Consider the following 17,532-nt stretch of genomic DNA (forward strand, 5'->3'; position numbering starts at 1 on the left):
GGTCTCTCCATTTGTTATTGTTACAACCAACTCGAAAATACATGTAAATCAATGAATAAACTTTAAAGCTGGTACACGTTAGCAATCCAAGCACCACTGCAACTTTCTGCAACTACCAGCGCATCTTCAGAGATCCCAGCTTGGGCCAATAGTTTATTTTCATACCAAATTGCGCTTTTACCCACCGAAGGCAAGCCTCCACTGGGCTTGTTATAATTGGCGATGGCGACCAGCATGCTGTACTCCGACGCATAGGTCGACCATTTCTTTGCATCATTCTCATACCCTTGCGGTGTTATCAGAACACCAGCTACATAAATTATTGCACCAGATTCAGCACAAGTTTTTGCATGCTTCGGATTGATGGTATCTGCGCAAATGGCATTGGCGATTAGGCTTTGCTCTATTTCCAATAAATGATATTTATCGCCGCTGCTAAAATATTGTTCTTCGCCAGCATGAAGGTATATTTTTTCGTAAGTTTCAATATTGCCATTATCATGAATAATGATTAAACCAATTTTTGGTAGCCCATTTGAGCGCAGCGGAGCGCCAACACCAACCGATATTTTATATTTTTTTGCAGCTGCGATAAGAGGACCAAGACGAGTATCATCTACCGTCATTGCCAGCTCAGCTGCCAACTGAGGCTCGTACCCTGACAGTGACAACTCAGGAAAAACTAAGTAATTTACGCCTAGAGAACTTGCCTTTTCAATATACCTAAGGTGATTCTCGATGTTTAATTTTATATCACCTTTAATTGAACTGCTTTGCGCTACTGCTATTTTCATAGTTTTTTATTAAACTCCAAGATAAATCATCGTCGTATTAAACCCCATTATTGTCGCAGGCTCGCAGCGATCTGCGCCTGTATATTCAAAATACAAGGCAATTAGCACAGTAAAAGTAACTGAGAAAACGAAAGTTTAAAACGCAACAAACCCCAAGCTTGTCTTGAAACGTGCTTTGTAACACATACGTTTATCACCACCACTAAATTTACGCCTGTGCTTTAATAACTTGCTACGTGTTCTTCGCGTATTAATAAGTCTATTTCTTCTTGCGGGTTCATGGGAAATGGCGCTTCTGGGTACTCCGTTGTTCTGAGCAAAATATCATTTTTTATATAAAAAAGGTACTTATAGGTTTTAACCGCATCCGCGTCATCGATGCTCGGTTCAATTGGTTGATAAAAAATAGGGTCGTCATTTACAGCTTGAACACCTGTTTACCTGCTCAAAGACCGCATTCAATGTACGACTCCCCCATGCTTTTGCTTTCTTACTTGCCTAACTGATACGTTAGTATGAATAAACCGTGATCTCTCTGTTCGGCGCAGGATTATGATCAAACCCTAAGTCCCAAATCTCTAGTGCTCGCGTTGTACCACCTGCATTTTTACAAACAATTTCCGAGACCATAGTGTCATATGCCAAACCACCACCAGCCAGTGCTATGCCTTCAACACTGAAATACGCGCTGTTAAACGGGGTTCCCTCTTTTTTCTCAATTACGTTTGGTGTCAAACCAACTAAATTGGAATAACTACATTGACCATCCGGTGCATTATTATTGATAAATGCTGTTGACCTATAATCGATGTTTTTGTAATACCAAGCATGATTGCCAGATGTCCAACCGGAGGCGATTACATCACCCTGCCAAGTTATTTGCGGTGCAGCTGGAACTTTGTGGTATACCGTATAAGTTTGGTTTGCAGTATGGCATGTAATTTTCAGTGACTTTGGCGTGCTTTCAACCCCTTCTGGAAGCGCGCCATTTATTGCAGTATTGCCTTGTATTGCCAGCTCTGCAATTGGTTGCCATGTATTTTCATTAATAATACTCGCGCTGGTACACTGTGCGTCAGGGGTTGCGACAGTAAATAGCGCTGAAATATGCAATGCTCTGCGACTCTGAACGACAACTTCACTGATTGGACCATGGTTATACTGAGTGCTAGCACCTGCTTCTAAATCTGTATCATAGACAATTTCGCTTGAAATAGCTGACATGGACACAAGCGCACAAACCAAAGATAGGCTCTTAATCATTGTAACTCCTTTTAACCTTTGTTGAATTGGATTTAATATTAAATTTTTATAGTTCGTAATGTGGGTACTGCATCTTCACTATATTATTGTGCTGCGCACTGTCAATATCACATTATGTCTAATACAAACCTCATCAATTTACTGCTAATGACACTCGCTAATTCGCGCGCTTTGGTGCATAGCCTGAAAGCCTCAGGAAAAAAAATAATAAGCAGAGCTCTTATCAACCCCCTCGTCTCATTTTATTTTTTCTACGAATTTTGTCTGTTATTTTGATAATCAAGAAAAGACAATCATATGAGAAAGGATATGAAAAACATAACAAAAAACCTTAGTCTTGCCATACTACTAGGTGGGCTAAACGTGCCAGCTCATGCGTCGACAGATCAATCCAGCTTACTAAAACAGGTTGAATCTAAAGTCATAGAGTGGCGTAGAGATATACATAAAAACCCTGAGCTTGGGAACCGAGAAGTACGCACCGCGGCACTGGTTTCAGAGCACCTAAAAAACCTAGGTATGGAAGTCGAAACAGGGGTAGCTTATACGGGTGTTGTAGGCATGTTAAAAGGTGCCAAACCCGGCCCCACAGTGATGTTACGCGCGGATATGGATGCGTTACCGGTTACAGAAAAGACCAACCTTCCTTTCAAATCAACCAAAACCACCAATTACCGAGGTGTTGATGTCGGTATTATGCATGCTTGTGGTCACGACACTCACGTAGCTATGCTTATGGGCGCTGCCGAGGTGCTTGCAGGTATGCGCGACGAACTTGCCGGCAATGTCATGTTTGTTTTTCAGCCAGCAGAAGAAGGTGCGCCAGAAGGTGAAGAAGGCGGTGCTGAACTGATGCTTAAAGAAGGGATCTTTAAAAAATACAAACCAGATGTCGCGTTTGGTTTGCACATCACATCAAAGTTAAATGTAGGCCAGATTGGTTATCGAAGTGGCCCAACAATGGCGAGCGCAGATAGGTTTGAAATTAGCGTAAAAGGTGAACAAACTCATGGCTCTACACCTTGGGCCGGCGCAGATCCAATCGCCGCTGCCGCACAAATTGTGTCAGGCGTTAATCACATTGTAAGTCGTCAAATCAATATCACCAAAGAGCCTGCTATCGTCTCATTTGGCAAGATATCTGGCGGTGTACGCAACAATATTATTCCAGAAGAAGTCAATATGGTCGGCACGATTCGTAACTTTGACATGGACAACAGAGCACAGATCTTTGATAAAATTAAACATACCGCCGAGCATATTGCTCGCGCTTCTGGCAACGAAGCTGAGGTAAGCATTTACGAGGGCTACCCAGTGACGGTCAATGACCCCGCACTGACAAAACAAATGCTGCCTTCTCTTAGTAAAGTGGTCGGTAAACAGGGCATGATTGAAATGCCAAAAGTAACCGGAGCAGAAGACTTCTCATTTTACGCGATGGAAGTGCCCGGTTTGTTTGTCTTTTTAGGGGGAACACCAAAAGGCACAGATCCAAAGGACGCAGCTAGCAACCACTCTCCTTATTTTTTTGCTGATGAGTCCGCTTTTAAACTCGGAACACGTGCCTTAACTGAATTTACTTTGGATTACATGACACATTCAAAAAATAGATAGGCCTAGTGAGGTGATGCGTTTCATTCGCATCACCCATGACTTTGAGAAAGCCAAAAAGAATTCATCACGAAAATGCAAAATGAATTCAGTCGCGTTCGTTCTGCTTTAGAAGCTCATCCAACTTTGCCTCAACACGCAATATATCTTCTTTTGATGCGACACCGGGCTCTGCGTCGCCCTCTTCTTCATGCATAATCTGCATTGCATCTACAATAATACCGATGAATAAGTTCAAAACGGCAAAACTGGTGATAATGATAAAAGGAACAAAGAAGAGCCAAGACTGTGGGAATAGCTCCATAGTTGGTCTTACTATACCCATTGACCAACTCTCTAGCGTCATCACTTGGAATAAGGTGTAAGCAGATGCGCCAATACTACCAAACCACTCCTGCATATTTGGATCTGGATGTTGACCAAATAATTTAGTCGTCAATACTGCTGACACATAAAACACAATTCCCAACACCCCAATGACAGAAGCCATTCCTGGTAATGAATGACCTAAAGCCCCGATAACTCGGCGCATCTGAGGCACAACTGAAAAGAGTCTCAACACTCGTAAGATTCTGAATGCACGTAGCACTGATAGCGCACCACCCGCTGGCACCCAGGAAATTGCAACTATGATGAAATCAAAACAGTTCCAACCGGATTTGAAGAACTTGAAACGATAAACAATCAGCTTCAAAATCAGTTCTATGGTAAATATTATTAAGATAACAAAGTCAATTTTATGCAGTAACCCTGCGTTGTCCTTGCCGAACTGAGTAGTTTCCAACCCCAACGTCACAGCATTAAATAAAATCACTGCAATTAAAAAGTTTTGAAATGACTTAGCCTCTACTAAAGCGGTCAATCTTGACATAAAAGTGTTTGAAGATGTCATGGTTCTATTTTAGGAAAACAAAAGTTAAACAATGATTTGGTGTTTGAGCTTTTTTGTCAAGCCTTATCAAGGCACTCTTATTATGATAATCGTTGTGGAGTCATCAAAGATAGTGATCTGCCTCTTCACTGCATCTTGCGGCTAAAATGAAAACTGTGAGGTATTAAAGGTTCTGGTTGTACAACTTACTACCTAAAGCCAAACAGTAAGTATAGTGTTGAATAAGCCATCCAAAAAGTGCCATTTAAATAACAATTTTATATACATAGCCAAGACTACAGGCATCTATCTTGCGCCATTTCAAACAAGCGATAAGACCAAAAATAACCACCCGCTTCATTTTGAAAACATATTCCAGCCTGTTTTTCATACAATAGATTGTATATTTTATATTGACAGCGATGTCAAAACTTTCAAAATACAACATGAAAAGAGCAAAACATTATGAAAAAGCTTTCAATAAAGGCCATTTATGTAGCCGTCCTGTGTGGCCTGTGTAGCCAAGCCGGTGCAATACAAACGATTAATGAAGCACAATACCGTCAATTATTACCGACATATCAAGGTGCTACAGATTACCGAATTTTACTTGCAGACAAGGTAACGGTTAATTATCACTGCGAAATCATCGAAACACCTGATGGCGGCTACGATATCGATAGAGAGGGATGCAACAAGCCGGGGCAGTTTTACCATATAGATTGGCAAACAGAATTCCCTAATGAAATCAATTTGAGTGTCAGAGGTTCAGCTTCATCCAATACAATTGTTGAGCACAAATTGTGGGCCATCGCATTTGCACATGCCAGCGCATCAAGCCGTATTCAAATGCAATACGGCTTGCGCAAAGGTGCCGATGGTACTTTCGACTTGAGCAAACCTTTCGCGACAGGAGAGCGCTTTGGCGATTACTTCGAGCGCCAAATGAACCCAAATTATTTTGTCTCAAAAGGCTTGCAAGAAAGTTCTCTTGGTAAAGATTTACCAGCTGGAGTAGACGAAGATGATGGCGTACTTCAAATAGAGTACCCCGGCAGTGCTTGGGCGGAGCTACAAGGTGTAGTTGGAGGCGGATTTCCACTGCCATTTAAGAACCTCGACCCTAAAACGGTGCTTAGCTCCCACACCGGACCCGCGAGAAATATTTTAGGTTCTTCTTTGAGTAGCGGATTTTACAACGGTTCAGCACTTGCAATAGTCAGCGGCTCGTTACCGTGGAATCAGGGTTCCGACCTTTCTCAGGATTCTATGCATTTGTTTCTGCAGCAGTCAAAAGACCCCGACGCGCTTACTATGCTGATGTCTTTTATGTATAACCGTGGGCCTTATGCTGCAAAAGATCAGATATTACGCTCTCAAGAAGTGTTTGATCACTGCGTCTCAATCACAGAGGACTTAGAAGATGATTGGACGTGTTTTCAGAAACAAAATGATTTTGGTGCACGCTACATCAGGCAGATCCCTGATGTAACCAACACTTTGTCACAAGCAGCAGCTCAAGGGAGTACCTATGAAGTTCAATTAACTTGGACAGATATCTCTAATTATTTAACTTTATTACAAAATTACGGGTTCTATTCGGAGTCTGTTATCGACAAAGCTAAAGTTGCTGCACAATCGGTTTTTAATGACTTACAAAGCAACGATACAATTTCATACCAAACGCAATTTGGTCAGGTCTTGGAGCAAATTATGGTAAAGCTGCCTATCTATGAGTTAGGTGAAGGTGGTCCATATGATGAACAAGGCAAGAAGCAATTCTACCTGTATAACTACACTCAACAAACCGCATTGGTCGTTGCAAATAACGAAGCCAATCAGGCTGATGTAAACGAATTTGTGTTAGCACAAAATCGCATTGCCGTTGATATCAATGGTCAATTTACCCAATTAAAAGCAAGTGATGGAGCGTATGATTGTACCGATGAGGCAAATACCGCATTGGCAGCACTTAAAGCAAGTACTGATGAAACCTATGTCTCTCTTAGTGCACAACTTAAACTCAAATTTGAAGACAATTTATGTGCCTTCGAACACGGGCCTCACACTCCCCCGCCACCAGTGAAAGATGGATATTGGGATCCAAGCCAACTATATAGCCAACCTGGGCAGATTGTCATTGATGCCATCGATTGCCATGAATATCGCAATGAGTGGTACATCGTTGGCGATAATGCGCCAAGCAAAGCATTTAGTGTGGACCCTTGGGGTGTATGGCGACGTATATCCGAGCGACCTAATAGTGCTTGTTTAAGTGATAGAACAAGCAACTAAGGCTTAAAAATTTTTATTCATACTTACCATGTACCAAAGGGTCAAAACCAGACCCTTTTTTAACTTAATTTGACGCAACATTTACAAGCAAATTTTCAATATAAATGTCATTCTTCTCTATATGCATGACGAGTCAATAAAGTGCATCGCACCTGTAGCATATTCACCTGACTTCAAGCTATACGCATCTATGCTCCCCCTCAATGGAAATCTATATTTTCCACAATGCGATAGGCATAAAGTCCCAATAAAACATCACACAATACCACTGAAAAAACATCACTAAGGCAATCAAATGATATTTAATTTCTTTGAAAGTCCGCTGACGAATTAATAATACCGCTGCGGTCAAAACGGATAGCGGCAGTAGCGCGCTGCAAACGAACAAAGACAAGCTCGCCAGAGTTTTGTCTCCTAGCTGCAAATAGTGTTGTTGGCCAAGTAAGTAAATAGGCACTGCGAATGCTATAAAATTAATTACAGGCAAAACTAATACTCTATTCTGGCTTGTTTTAAGTCGTATCAACTTGTACAAGCCGACGGCCATTAAATAAACAAAACTAAGTAAACCAATGCTCAAACTGATCCAATAAAAGGTAAACTCCACAATAGATATTTTAGAGTAAGTCTTGAACCCGTCCGTTAAATATTGCTTACCGCGGGCTTCATAAATAGCATGTGATGGAGTACGGCGCGTTATATCCCTGTATATCCCGTCTCCTATGGGCAATAAGACTCTGTCTTTCGTCTGCAGCGACTGGATGGTTAATTGCCCCTCATTTTGCGAAAGATATACCGAATGAAACAGTAAATCAGGTAATGCAAAGTGAACCATTTTGTTTGGTGCTAACACATACACGCCTTCAATCTCCGGGGTTTGAATCGCCGGCGCGTTCGGCTCGACAAGTTCAGCAGGTTCCAAATCTAATTGCTCGATAAAAAGTTGGTTAAGTTTATCTAAATTTGCAGATTCATTATCTGTATTAACAGCCCAAAAATATGCTTTATTTTGTTCAGGAAAAATACATAAATAAGCATTATAACCATAGGCGCTGCCAGGGCGACACGCACCAAGTACGTCGTGACGGTCTCGTCCCGATAAGACTAGCCCCTGTCCTATCTTAAGCCCATGTTTAACTGATTCAGTTCCTTGTGGGGTTGACATCAAGTCCAGTAACTGCGGAGCAATAAAGTTTGATTTTGTATCATGATCTTGTGTCATTAAAAATTGAAGAAACTTGGCCATATCAGGTGCCGTCGTTACAAACTGCCCCGCAGGCCGCAGCACAGTACTGACAGGTGTCTGCTTAACTTGGTTTTCATAGTGTCCCATGGCAAGCAAAAGATCGTTTTCTGCAACAAAATGAAAACTGCTTTGGTGCATCTCTAGTGGTCTTAGTATGTGATTTAGCAGATAGTCTTCATATCGTACGGCTGTCACTTTTTCAATTACCATCCCAAGCAACGTAAAGCCTATATTTGAATAGGAAAAGCGCCGTCCTGGTTGGTTTCTCACATCAAGGGTGCTGCTATCTCTAAAAGCCAACTCCAAAGGCATATTTGGGTCGGTCTGGGTGGTCAACAATTGATGCATACGAATATCATCAAGTCCAGACGTATGTGTTAGTAAATGCCTAACCGTTATAGGGTGCGTTTTTGACCAAGGGTTATTGATCTCAATACCCGGTAAGACTTGGGACACACTAGTATCGAGACTTAGTTTTTGCTCAGTGATTAAACGCAATACCCCCACAGCCAACACAGCTTTTGTCACTGATCCTACGTACATTTTATGCAGGTCAGTCATTGCATTTTTGCTTTGCGCATCGCTCACCCCCCGTGCGCCTGTCACGTTGCGGCCACCATCTACCATGGTCCAAATTATGCCATCTAATTGCTGCTCTGCTAATACCTGTTCTAATTTCTGATCAATGCCAGACACTACATCATTATTGCTTGCCGCATACACTGAGCTCAAGCTGGAAGTCACGACAACGCATAAAGTAATTAGAAGTTGGAGGGTTGTTATTATGTTTTTCACTTATTCTCCCTGATTAATTTCATACCAATTATGACATTCGCATCGAACGTCTCAATACATGTAAGGACTAACACTGTGCTACAAGTATCTGATCAGCGACGTGAAACAAATGTGAAAAGGGATTTGAAGTGGACCACAATAGTGAATTAATGTCTATGTGTTTTAAAACAAGGTGTTATACCGAAGTGCCGGCCAAACAACTACAACGCAGCCCAATTGCGTTTATGTAGTGATTAATTATTTTTTGATGAGATACCTATGCCATATCAGTTCGGCTGGAAAAAAGGGCGCTTAGCCATACTAGCCATATGTATCCAAATACCTTTGTGCAAATTTAATACATCTAATCGACTTAATTTACCTCACTACTTAGTCAGCTATATGGCGATAGACTTTAAATCAGTGTTCAAATATTAACAGTCAAAAAACGCAACAATACAAAATCAAGTCAGGATACAATATACTATAAAAAACAGTAAAGCTTGCCTTAAAAGCAATAGAGGGAAACTAAATATATCAGTCTCCCATCGCTTTTTATGCGTTCAAATAAACTACTTAAACAAGTTTATTTAACAGCAATACTTAGTTTACGTGTCTTTGCGAAATTAGAGCGTAAATCCCCCAACCGCCCACATGTGTAGATGGGCAAGATACGTGTCCGGATAAGTATTTAGTCGCGTAATCTGAACCAGGAGGCCTAACATAGTCAGGTGCACCTTGGGTCATTTTATATTTACAAACGGTAAATGGAGAGCCCGCCGCGTTCGCAGTTGAAATAGCAGAGACAGCCGAAGCTAGCGCAATTGTTACACCAATAAGTAGAGTTTTCACTTTATCATTTCCTTTTTTTGAAAAATTGAGCTAATAGTAAACGCTGAACAGCGGCTGAATTCAACCACCCAAAATTGATTAATTTTCATACTCAAAAAATCATAAAACGCGACTATACCAGTCAATCGGCACCGTCAAATAACTCAAAAATCACCAGTTATATTACGCAATATTATTGTTTGGTTTTTACTAAGTTTGTTCTGCAAAAAATGCCTGAGCAAAATTTATATTACTTTTAATAATGGGAAGTTGCGCCACATTCTGTAACTACCATATTTGCTGTGAGTTACACTTCCAGCAATGAAATTAAGGCTGCCTGCATTAAAAACAATCAATGGGAAATATTATTCCAATATTCCAAAGAGTCATATTGATATACAAAAACAATCCTTAACTACACAACACATTATAAATCAACACCTTAAAAGTGAAAATTTACCCATTTTAGATAATCATGAGATAATTTCACCTTTACAACTATTGTATACAATATACACTAAATCCAAAAGACTGTTAAAGGAACACAATAATTTAATTAATTATTTGTGACTTTTTTAGCCTTTTTACCATGAGATAAATACCTTCGGGTATGCCTACTCACAATTTGGAGAACATGTAAAGTGAATATTAAACGTACAAAACAATTGTTATTAATGGGGTCCTGTTTATTACCCAGTGCCCTTGTATGTAGTAACGCACTCGCAAGCACAAGCGCAGTACCACAAAATAGCTATTGCACCAGCTCAGGAGGTGGTAACTATGAGCATATCGCAGGAGTATCAGCTGGAGGAATAAACAACACCTCATCTGGTCAGTCAGCATACACTGACTATACAAACCTTACGGCTGAGCTTAGCGTTGGGCAAAATCAAATCACCCTAACCCCGGGATTCGTCAACAACGCTTATACCGAGTATTGGAGTGTATATATTGATCTCAACAATGATGGAGACTTTAGTGATATTGATGAGTTGGTTGGTTCAGGTAACGGCCGTTCGGCACTAACAACAACCTTGGATATCCCAGCTTCAGCAGAAGGTGTAACGTCACGAATGCGAATTGCAATGAAGTACAATTCACCCGTTGCAAATGCCTGTGAGAACTTTAATTCAGGTGAAGTTGAAGACTACTCTGTGATCATCAAAAAGCGTGACACAACACAACTTGAAAATACTTGTCTAAGTCAAACGCCAACAGATCAGTCGGCACTCGTAGATGGTGTCCCCGTATGCGTTAAATCTTCGTCTCAGTTTCAAAGCTTCTCAGTTCCCGGAGCTGATACTGCTGGCAGTGTTGCGATCACCACATCCTATGGCCAGGGTAACTTGACCTTAGAAGCACGCAACGGAGAAGGTGGCTACCCTCGCCCCGGCGACGACAGTATACGCTCAAAGCACATTGGCAATACTGAGTGTGTTGTCATCTCCAATCCAACAAAATATTGGACTAACATAGTGATGCGGGGTCTCTTTAAAGGTGCCACCATAGTCGCTGACCTCGGTGCCACCAGCTGCCGTAAAGAACCAGGTCCTATCGATCCGGGCAATGTTGCATACGAGTTTTCACACGTAAATGTGATCATTTTTCCATTTAGCTTTAATGGTACCCCACTACCTTGGTCAAGAGATCAAATCAATGCCGATATGGAGACTGTTAAGCAGTACTATGCGGAGCAGTCCTATGGCCGATTCAATGTAACTTGGGAGATCAAACCTGAAATTTACATTAATGAATCTAAGTCAAAGTATGATTCCGACACCAAAGCTTGGCATCAACTCTATGCAGATAAAATCGCAGAGGCCGGTGTTGATATGAACTTCCCTGGTGAAGCAAATCTTGTCATGATGGCTGCACCACAAGTATCAACTATCAACTCGCAAGCAGGTCCTCCATTCATCCAACTATATCACCACAAACCAGGCACCATAGCGCATGAAATGGGACACGCAATGGGGCTGCGTCATTCAATGTCTGTTGAAGCGGGTAACCATGTCATAAACTCGGGTAGCGATACGATCCGAAACTATGGTAATCCACATGCAATGATGGGCATGGGAGCGCATACGCTTGAAGAGTACAACCTGATGTACAAGAGCTACTTTAAAGGTTGGCTAACCGATGCAGAAGTACCCCTGATCACATCTTCTGGTACATATCGTATTTACGCCTTTGACCATGGTACGGCAAATGGCACAAATGCGCCTGGCAATATTGGGCTGCGCTTGATGTCTGGTAATGGCGATTACACATACTGGCTTGAGTACCGTACAACAAATGACAGATATAATACCAATACAAAAAATGGTGTACTGGTCAATATCAAAGGCTATATGGAAAATGAACCTTTACCTTCGTTCTGGAATCACCGTTCAGCACTTTTAGATATGACCCCCAACTCTAAAGATAACTCTCGCTGGGCACAAGAAGATGAAACGGACGCTGAGTTAGCTATTGGCAAGAGCTTTACTGACCCTTGGAATGGTTTCAAAATCACACCCATTGCGCGAGGTGGTCAAGAAGACTCTGCAAATGCATGGATAGATGTAAAGGTAGAAAAACTATAAGTTCTATCTAGCGAACCTATTGAAGTTATAAAAAAGATATATTTGGCAACCCCTCAAGCTGAGTCAAAATAATTTGACTCAGCTTTTTTAAACTGTTTTACCTTTGTATATTCGCTTTAACTTTAAGTGGCTTCGCTGTACTCACGAGCAAAAACATAGCGAATTGATAGAGATTATGAATTTTAAACTCATCGCCTTCAAAGCTGTTTTATTACGCATATCCACGGTATTGCGGCGCTATTAATCCATAGATAGCCGAGTCTGAAACAACTCCGTTAATTTCCCAGCGTTGTTTCAACACCCCTTCTTTTTGGAAACCTAATCTCTCAAGTGCCTTGCTTGACGAGATATTATCAGGGTCTATTTCAGCTTCGATTCTACGCAGTCCTAGGTGATTAAATGCATGCTCTATGAGTGCTTGTCCAGCTTCCGAGACTATTCCTTTTCCCCAAAAATCACGGCTGATCCCAAATCCTATTTCCGCTCGTCTGGATGTTTTATCATAGCTAAAAAGCATAATCTTACCCAAGAGTTCTCCAGTCTCTTTCCAGTAAATGCCTAACGTTATTTCTGTATTATTCTTATGAGCGTCAATACTTTTAGCTATAAAACAGTCAGCTTGCTCAATTGATCCCCACGGCGCTGTATTCCAATATTTCATCACTTCACAATCTGAAAATATTGTAAATAAGTCTCCAGCATCCTGTTTAGATAGTGCCTTTAATATTAGTCGTTCAGTTTCTATAACTGTGGTTAGCATTTAACACCTTTCCTTTAGTAGCTTGTTTGAACTTAATGCCTGTTCAAAGCCGTAAAAAATGGGGCTTAATAAATGAAGAATAGCCTTTAAGCATTCATATCCTTACTCGAGACATTTAAAAGTACGCGCAAAGCCCTATCGCCCGTACTCCTGATAGGGCTTTATCGAATCAATATAGTTGCCCAGTTTGCATTGTTTGACTTGCCAACTGAGCTAACCACTTTGCTTTCTCAATCTATTAACTCTCGCTCTAAAATCGCAATCATTTTTTCAGATTGCCCCATATTGGATGAAGCTGGTAGCACCATTTGGTTTAGTCGCCAACCCTCAGCCCCTTCAGCATTCAGAACCTCTTCTATATCTGGTGTACCCTGTTTAAAGAAACCAAATTTAAACGGAAGTTCTACAGTCTTATATTCATACTTTTTCATTTTAGGTTGTTCCTCGTAATCAAGGTCTCGAACATCAAGTTCAAATGCAGATGCAAGTGCTTTCTTCGATTGCAAAGATGCTGTCGCCTCTGACTCAATTCTTTGAATAGTCCGCAGGTTTAACCCAGAAGCAATTGCCAGCTCATCTTGAGACCAAGATTTCTCTTTTCTCATTCTTAGAATTAATTCTGCATTTATTCTCATAATGTATTAGACCGTTTTCTGTGACTGCTTAATTATTTTGGTAAACCCATGAAAGTCATACGAAACTTTTACGCACCTTTTACGGCAGCTATACGAAAGTTATACGACACTTAGGTGTTATTAGCGCTAAATACACTTATACCTTAAATTGCTGCTCAAAAACAGATGGTAAATATTGTTGATGTACCCACGACACTTGAGGCCTTTTTGCTCTATAAGCCGCATGCCGACATTGTATTTGAATAACAAAACGCAAAAAGCACTAGCGGCTGAGCCAGTTTTTACTATACGCAGGATGAATATCATAACACTGATTTTTATACTTATTTTCACAAATAAGTCAAATTATGAACAAGAAGACAGGCACCTTTACAATCGTTAACAGCATCGGAACTTCAAATACGAACTTAACTTCAAGCAAAGTATGCAAGATGCTAATATTGAGAAAAATATAATGGAATAATAACAATGAATAAACAACGACTTACTATCACAGCACTTGCTCTGGCTGTTTTAACTGGATGTCAGTCGTCCCCCGCTCCTACTGTGACCGAAGTACCAGTTCAAAATGAGCAAGTTTTAACTACTACATCAAAAGCTAAAGCTGTAACAACTACGCCAAAAACCCAAGCTGTAGTAACGACTACTCCAGACCAACAAAAATTAAGTTGTGAACCGCTTAGGTACCAGTGCCACTCGATGCAGCCAGAGCAAGATATAAGCGAAAATACAGCCAAAGATATATCCTTTGCTTTAAATATCGCAACCCATGGCTACTATAGCGCCGCAGCCATAAGGTTAGAAAAAATCAAAAGCCAAAATGTTTATGAACAAGCAATTGTGGATTATCACCTAGCTAATATGAATATGAAGCGGATCGGAGAAGATGCACGTGCCTTAGATTATGCTTTGAAAGCAATAGACAGTGGGAGCTTACCAGCAGAAGAATATAAATCGGCACTGATTTTGGCAATAAAACTGTTTGTTAAGCTTGGTTGGTTCGAACTTGGAGAAGAAAAAGCATTAATTTATTTGGCATATATTGGTGAATCGTTTGACTTTGACATCTTTGAAATTTTCGATCAAATAGCACAACAGAAAAAAGACCAAACACGTTACGAGTTACTGCTTGATATTCAAACAATGATTGATGAAGAAGCGCAAAATCAGACCGCTCAACGCGTGCTCGATGAGATACAAACTCGAATAGCAAAACGGCATGCTAATCAAATCCAATTTGAGAAACAAATAAAACCACCTCAAAAACTACAAAACAACTCTACATGTCAAACCCTGACCTATCAATGCCACAACCTACGTGCTAAGCAGGTTTTGCCTGCGAATATTAAACAAGCCATTGATAAGGCGACCAAGCAACAGCAAGATAACAATGCAATGGCAGCAAAAGAAACGCTTGAATCCATAAAGACAAACTCAGACTTTGAAACAGCCATGATCAATCGTAAATTGGCCTATTTATATAGTGACGTTAAGCTACATGAGCTTTCGGTGCGTCATGCCAGCGCAGCGATCAATAGTGGTGCTCTAAACGCTGAAGATCACAAATACCAAATGAGATTGGAAGTATTTGGACTCTACTTACTGGGAGAGTTTGAGCGGGCAAAACAAAAAATTGAGGCTTACTTGAATTACATTGAGAAATCGTCAGACACCTACCTAGATGGCGTATTGCTTAAAATAACCAAACAGCAAGATGATCAGCGCTTTTTTAAATATCTGCAAGATAAAACGCTTCAAAACCCCCAGCGTGCAGAAATATTGCAGAGCTACATTGATTTTGGCTACTTTGGAGAAATTCAAGAAAAGAAAAAAAGCGCAGATACACCAAAAAGTTATAAGCCTGTAGTCATCTTTAGCAAAGAATACGACTATCCAATTGAAGCTGCAAAACAAGGTATTACCGGCAGCGTAACTTTAGAGTTTGACCTTAATGCAAAAGGCGAACCTGTTAATATTCGGGTAATTGAAGCAAGCCCTGAAGGCTACTTTGAACAAGCGGGGATAAATGCTTTAGAGCAATGGCGCTATAAAGTTAATCTCAATGATACGGGCAATGTGATTGAAGGAACAGGTATTCAAGTTCAGTTTGGATGGAATTTAGGTTCCGACAAATAACGGTTTTTTCGTTTGGAGATGGTTAGAGCTTGTCTGAATCAATTCAAATAAAGAAACCCCATTAATAACACCTTTGCAATAAAAGCTAGTTATATACCTAGCTTTTATTGCAAAACAAACACGCTAGCTGTTGCGATAACAATGGGAACCAGTGAAAGTACATATCAGTAAATAAAGCAATCAGCCAACATTGAGTTCATTAACTTTGATGAACTTTGTCTCCATTGGCAAATTAACCAAGCCATGCTGTAAAAATGTAGGTTTTAATTCGATACTGGATAAATCAGTCAAAGAGCACCACTTAAACTCAAGGTCGACCTCTTCTTCAATTCCACAAAAAACTTCCTCCATAGGGAACTGGTTCGGCTCACTGAGTTGCGCCAAAAAGTAATTGGCAATTTCATGAAATTGCTTATTTGAATACTCAAAAAAGTTCTCAACGTACCAAAGGTGGCGCTTTACGACTATTTCAACTCCCAGCTCTTCGAGCAACTCGCGATTTAACGTTGCATCCGAATTTTCAAAAAACTCTACTCTGCCCCCCGGCAGTGCCCAAAATGAATCGCCCACAGCCCTATGTAATAACACGTGATTGTCGTGAATAACAACCGCAACGCTACGGAAGTTGAAACGGGCACTCCCTTGGTCAAATTTCAGCATATGGATACTCCTAAACACGCCAGCCTAAATAAAACTTGAACAAAACTCGTTGTTGTCACATAGACCCTACAACAATCCGTACCTATTTTAAAACAATTATCCAATCAAAATTTATTGTTCTAATAGACTTTTATGATTAAAGAACTTTTTAACTGTATTACACACCTGACCCGGTTTTGCATTCATATTCTTATAGTGCTACTCAGTAGCGTAATCCCCCTTGGGAATGACCATATCAACAAATAACTCTTTTTCATTTAGCCGTTTAATTTTATCGCCAATTTTAGTGCCGTATTCAAGTAAAGTGTTGGTATTGTGTATTGTCGAATGAATGACACCGTTTTCGACTTTCCACTTATTCCAATACATATCAACTTCGAGTGAATAAACTAAAGAAAAAGATATTTCACACTTGTCACCTGATTTTTGATATTCAATAAAGCTATAGTCAACCTGCTTATTGTCATGATTGATGACCCACGTGCCGATTAAATGATGAAGACTATGGTTAGCTGACAGTACGCATGAAGAAAATAAAAATAAGAACAGTGATGTTAAAGCTTTCAAAGTGCCTCCTTTTGCACCTAACTCCGTCCCCACTAACGAAGTTTTAAGCGAATTTAAATTTTCGCTTGTTGAAAATGTTGTTATAGCTAGAATAAATTAGCCTTTGATTGATGTCATTTGGCCTAAGTACTTCATGAAAAAGAGATATCAGGCATCTTTGCTCTGAAACCTAAATGAACTTCATCGCAGCACAAACCGAACTCCCAAATCAAGCCTGATACTAACTGTGAATCAAACCGAATAATATCCCAGGGTAGATTGAGGTCCGCAAATGCACTGACATCACCATTGGTGCCTTCTAGATATATAATTTCAGGAGTCTCAAAAATAGCCAAGGCTTCGTTGTTTAAATTATCCCACGGAGCAACCACAAGCTTTATTTCTGTTTGTGATAATGATATTGCTTTCAGGGCATGAGTACCTAAAGAACGAAACAATAAATCAGAAATATTCTTATCCATATTTATCTACTTGAATCAGGTAATACAATAAGAGATTAAACTG

14 protein-coding genes are annotated in these 17,532 nt (G+C 40.4%); 4 read left to right on the forward strand and 10 right to left on the reverse strand.

Annotated features, from left to right (window positions below):
* Positions 1-62: 62 nt before the first annotated feature.
* Together QNM18_RS02730 and QNM18_RS02735 are read right to left on the reverse strand one after the other, a co-directional pair.
* A complete protein-coding gene (locus QNM18_RS02730) occupies positions 63-794 on the reverse strand; it encodes a carbon-nitrogen hydrolase family protein (protein WP_284136247.1) in 732 nt (243 codons plus the stop codon).
* A gap of 510 nt (positions 795-1,304) precedes the next feature.
* Positions 1,305-2,057 (reverse strand): hypothetical protein, encoded by a 753-nt coding sequence (locus QNM18_RS02735; RefSeq protein ID WP_211009308.1) that lies wholly within the window; start codon positions 2,055-2,057, stop codon positions 1,305-1,307.
* Between the two features lie 309 nt (positions 2,058-2,366).
* Between QNM18_RS02735 and QNM18_RS02740 the strand changes: the two genes are divergently transcribed.
* A complete protein-coding gene (locus QNM18_RS02740) occupies positions 2,367-3,671 on the forward strand; it encodes an amidohydrolase (RefSeq protein WP_284136248.1) in 1,305 nt (434 codons plus the stop codon).
* Positions 3,672-3,756: 85 nt separating this feature from the next.
* Here QNM18_RS02740 and QNM18_RS02745 read toward each other — a convergent pair whose 3' ends face one another.
* The gene (locus QNM18_RS02745; RefSeq protein ID WP_284136249.1) at positions 3,757-4,539 is read right to left on the reverse strand and encodes an ion transporter; all 783 of its coding nucleotides are present in this window, start codon (positions 4,537-4,539) and stop codon (positions 3,757-3,759) included.
* A gap of 465 nt (positions 4,540-5,004) precedes the next feature.
* On the opposite strand from QNM18_RS02745, the gene QNM18_RS02750 reads away from it, so the two are divergent.
* On the forward strand, positions 5,005-6,834 hold the full coding sequence (locus QNM18_RS02750; protein ID WP_284136250.1) for a hypothetical protein: 1,830 nt from the start codon (positions 5,005-5,007) through the stop codon (positions 6,832-6,834).
* Between the two features lie 211 nt (positions 6,835-7,045).
* On the opposite strand, the gene QNM18_RS02755 is transcribed toward QNM18_RS02750, so the two are convergent.
* Complete coding sequence (locus tag QNM18_RS02755) at positions 7,046-8,875, reverse strand: serine hydrolase domain-containing protein (protein WP_284136251.1); 1,830 nt, start codon at positions 8,873-8,875, stop codon at positions 7,046-7,048.
* 582 nt (positions 8,876-9,457) lie between these two features.
* Positions 9,458-9,706, reverse strand: a complete 249-nt coding sequence (locus QNM18_RS02760; protein WP_211009303.1) for a hypothetical protein — start codon at positions 9,704-9,706, stop codon at positions 9,458-9,460.
* Positions 9,707-10,326: 620 nt separating this feature from the next.
* Here QNM18_RS02760 and QNM18_RS02765 point away from each other — a divergent pair.
* Entirely contained in the window at positions 10,327-12,270 is a 1,944-nt protein-coding gene (locus QNM18_RS02765; RefSeq protein ID WP_284136252.1) for a GEVED domain-containing protein, read from the forward strand.
* A gap of 211 nt (positions 12,271-12,481) precedes the next feature.
* Here the strand turns inward: QNM18_RS02765 and QNM18_RS02770 are convergent, their stop codons facing one another.
* Positions 12,482-13,030 (reverse strand): GNAT family N-acetyltransferase, encoded by a 549-nt coding sequence (locus QNM18_RS02770; protein ID WP_284136253.1) that lies wholly within the window; start codon positions 13,028-13,030, stop codon positions 12,482-12,484.
* Between the two features lie 230 nt (positions 13,031-13,260).
* Positions 13,261-13,665, reverse strand: coding sequence for a DUF4177 domain-containing protein (locus QNM18_RS02775; RefSeq protein ID WP_211009300.1), 405 nt, complete (start codon positions 13,663-13,665; stop codon positions 13,261-13,263).
* Between the two features lie 468 nt (positions 13,666-14,133).
* On the opposite strand from QNM18_RS02775, the gene QNM18_RS02780 reads away from it, so the two are divergent.
* Positions 14,134-15,801, forward strand: a complete 1,668-nt coding sequence (locus tag QNM18_RS02780) for an energy transducer TonB (RefSeq protein WP_284136254.1) — start codon at positions 14,134-14,136, stop codon at positions 15,799-15,801.
* Positions 15,802-15,981: 180 nt separating this feature from the next.
* On the opposite strand, the gene QNM18_RS02785 is transcribed toward QNM18_RS02780, so the two are convergent.
* From QNM18_RS02785 to QNM18_RS02795, 3 genes are all read right to left on the reverse strand, one after another.
* Positions 15,982-16,461 (reverse strand): NUDIX hydrolase, encoded by a 480-nt coding sequence (locus QNM18_RS02785; protein WP_284136255.1) that lies wholly within the window; start codon positions 16,459-16,461, stop codon positions 15,982-15,984.
* A gap of 198 nt (positions 16,462-16,659) precedes the next feature.
* Positions 16,660-17,028 carry a hypothetical protein gene (locus QNM18_RS02790; protein ID WP_284136256.1) on the reverse strand — a complete coding sequence of 123 codons (369 nt, stop codon included), beginning with the start codon at positions 17,026-17,028 and terminating at the stop codon, positions 16,660-16,662.
* A gap of 131 nt (positions 17,029-17,159) precedes the next feature.
* Entirely contained in the window at positions 17,160-17,489 is a 330-nt protein-coding gene (locus QNM18_RS02795) for a hypothetical protein (RefSeq protein ID WP_211009296.1), read from the reverse strand.
* Positions 17,490-17,532: the final 43 nt, after the last annotated feature.

Source organism: Pseudoalteromonas obscura (assembly GCF_030135505.1).
In the GTDB taxonomy this organism is placed as follows: Bacteria; Pseudomonadota; Gammaproteobacteria; order Enterobacterales; family Alteromonadaceae; genus Pseudoalteromonas; species Pseudoalteromonas obscura.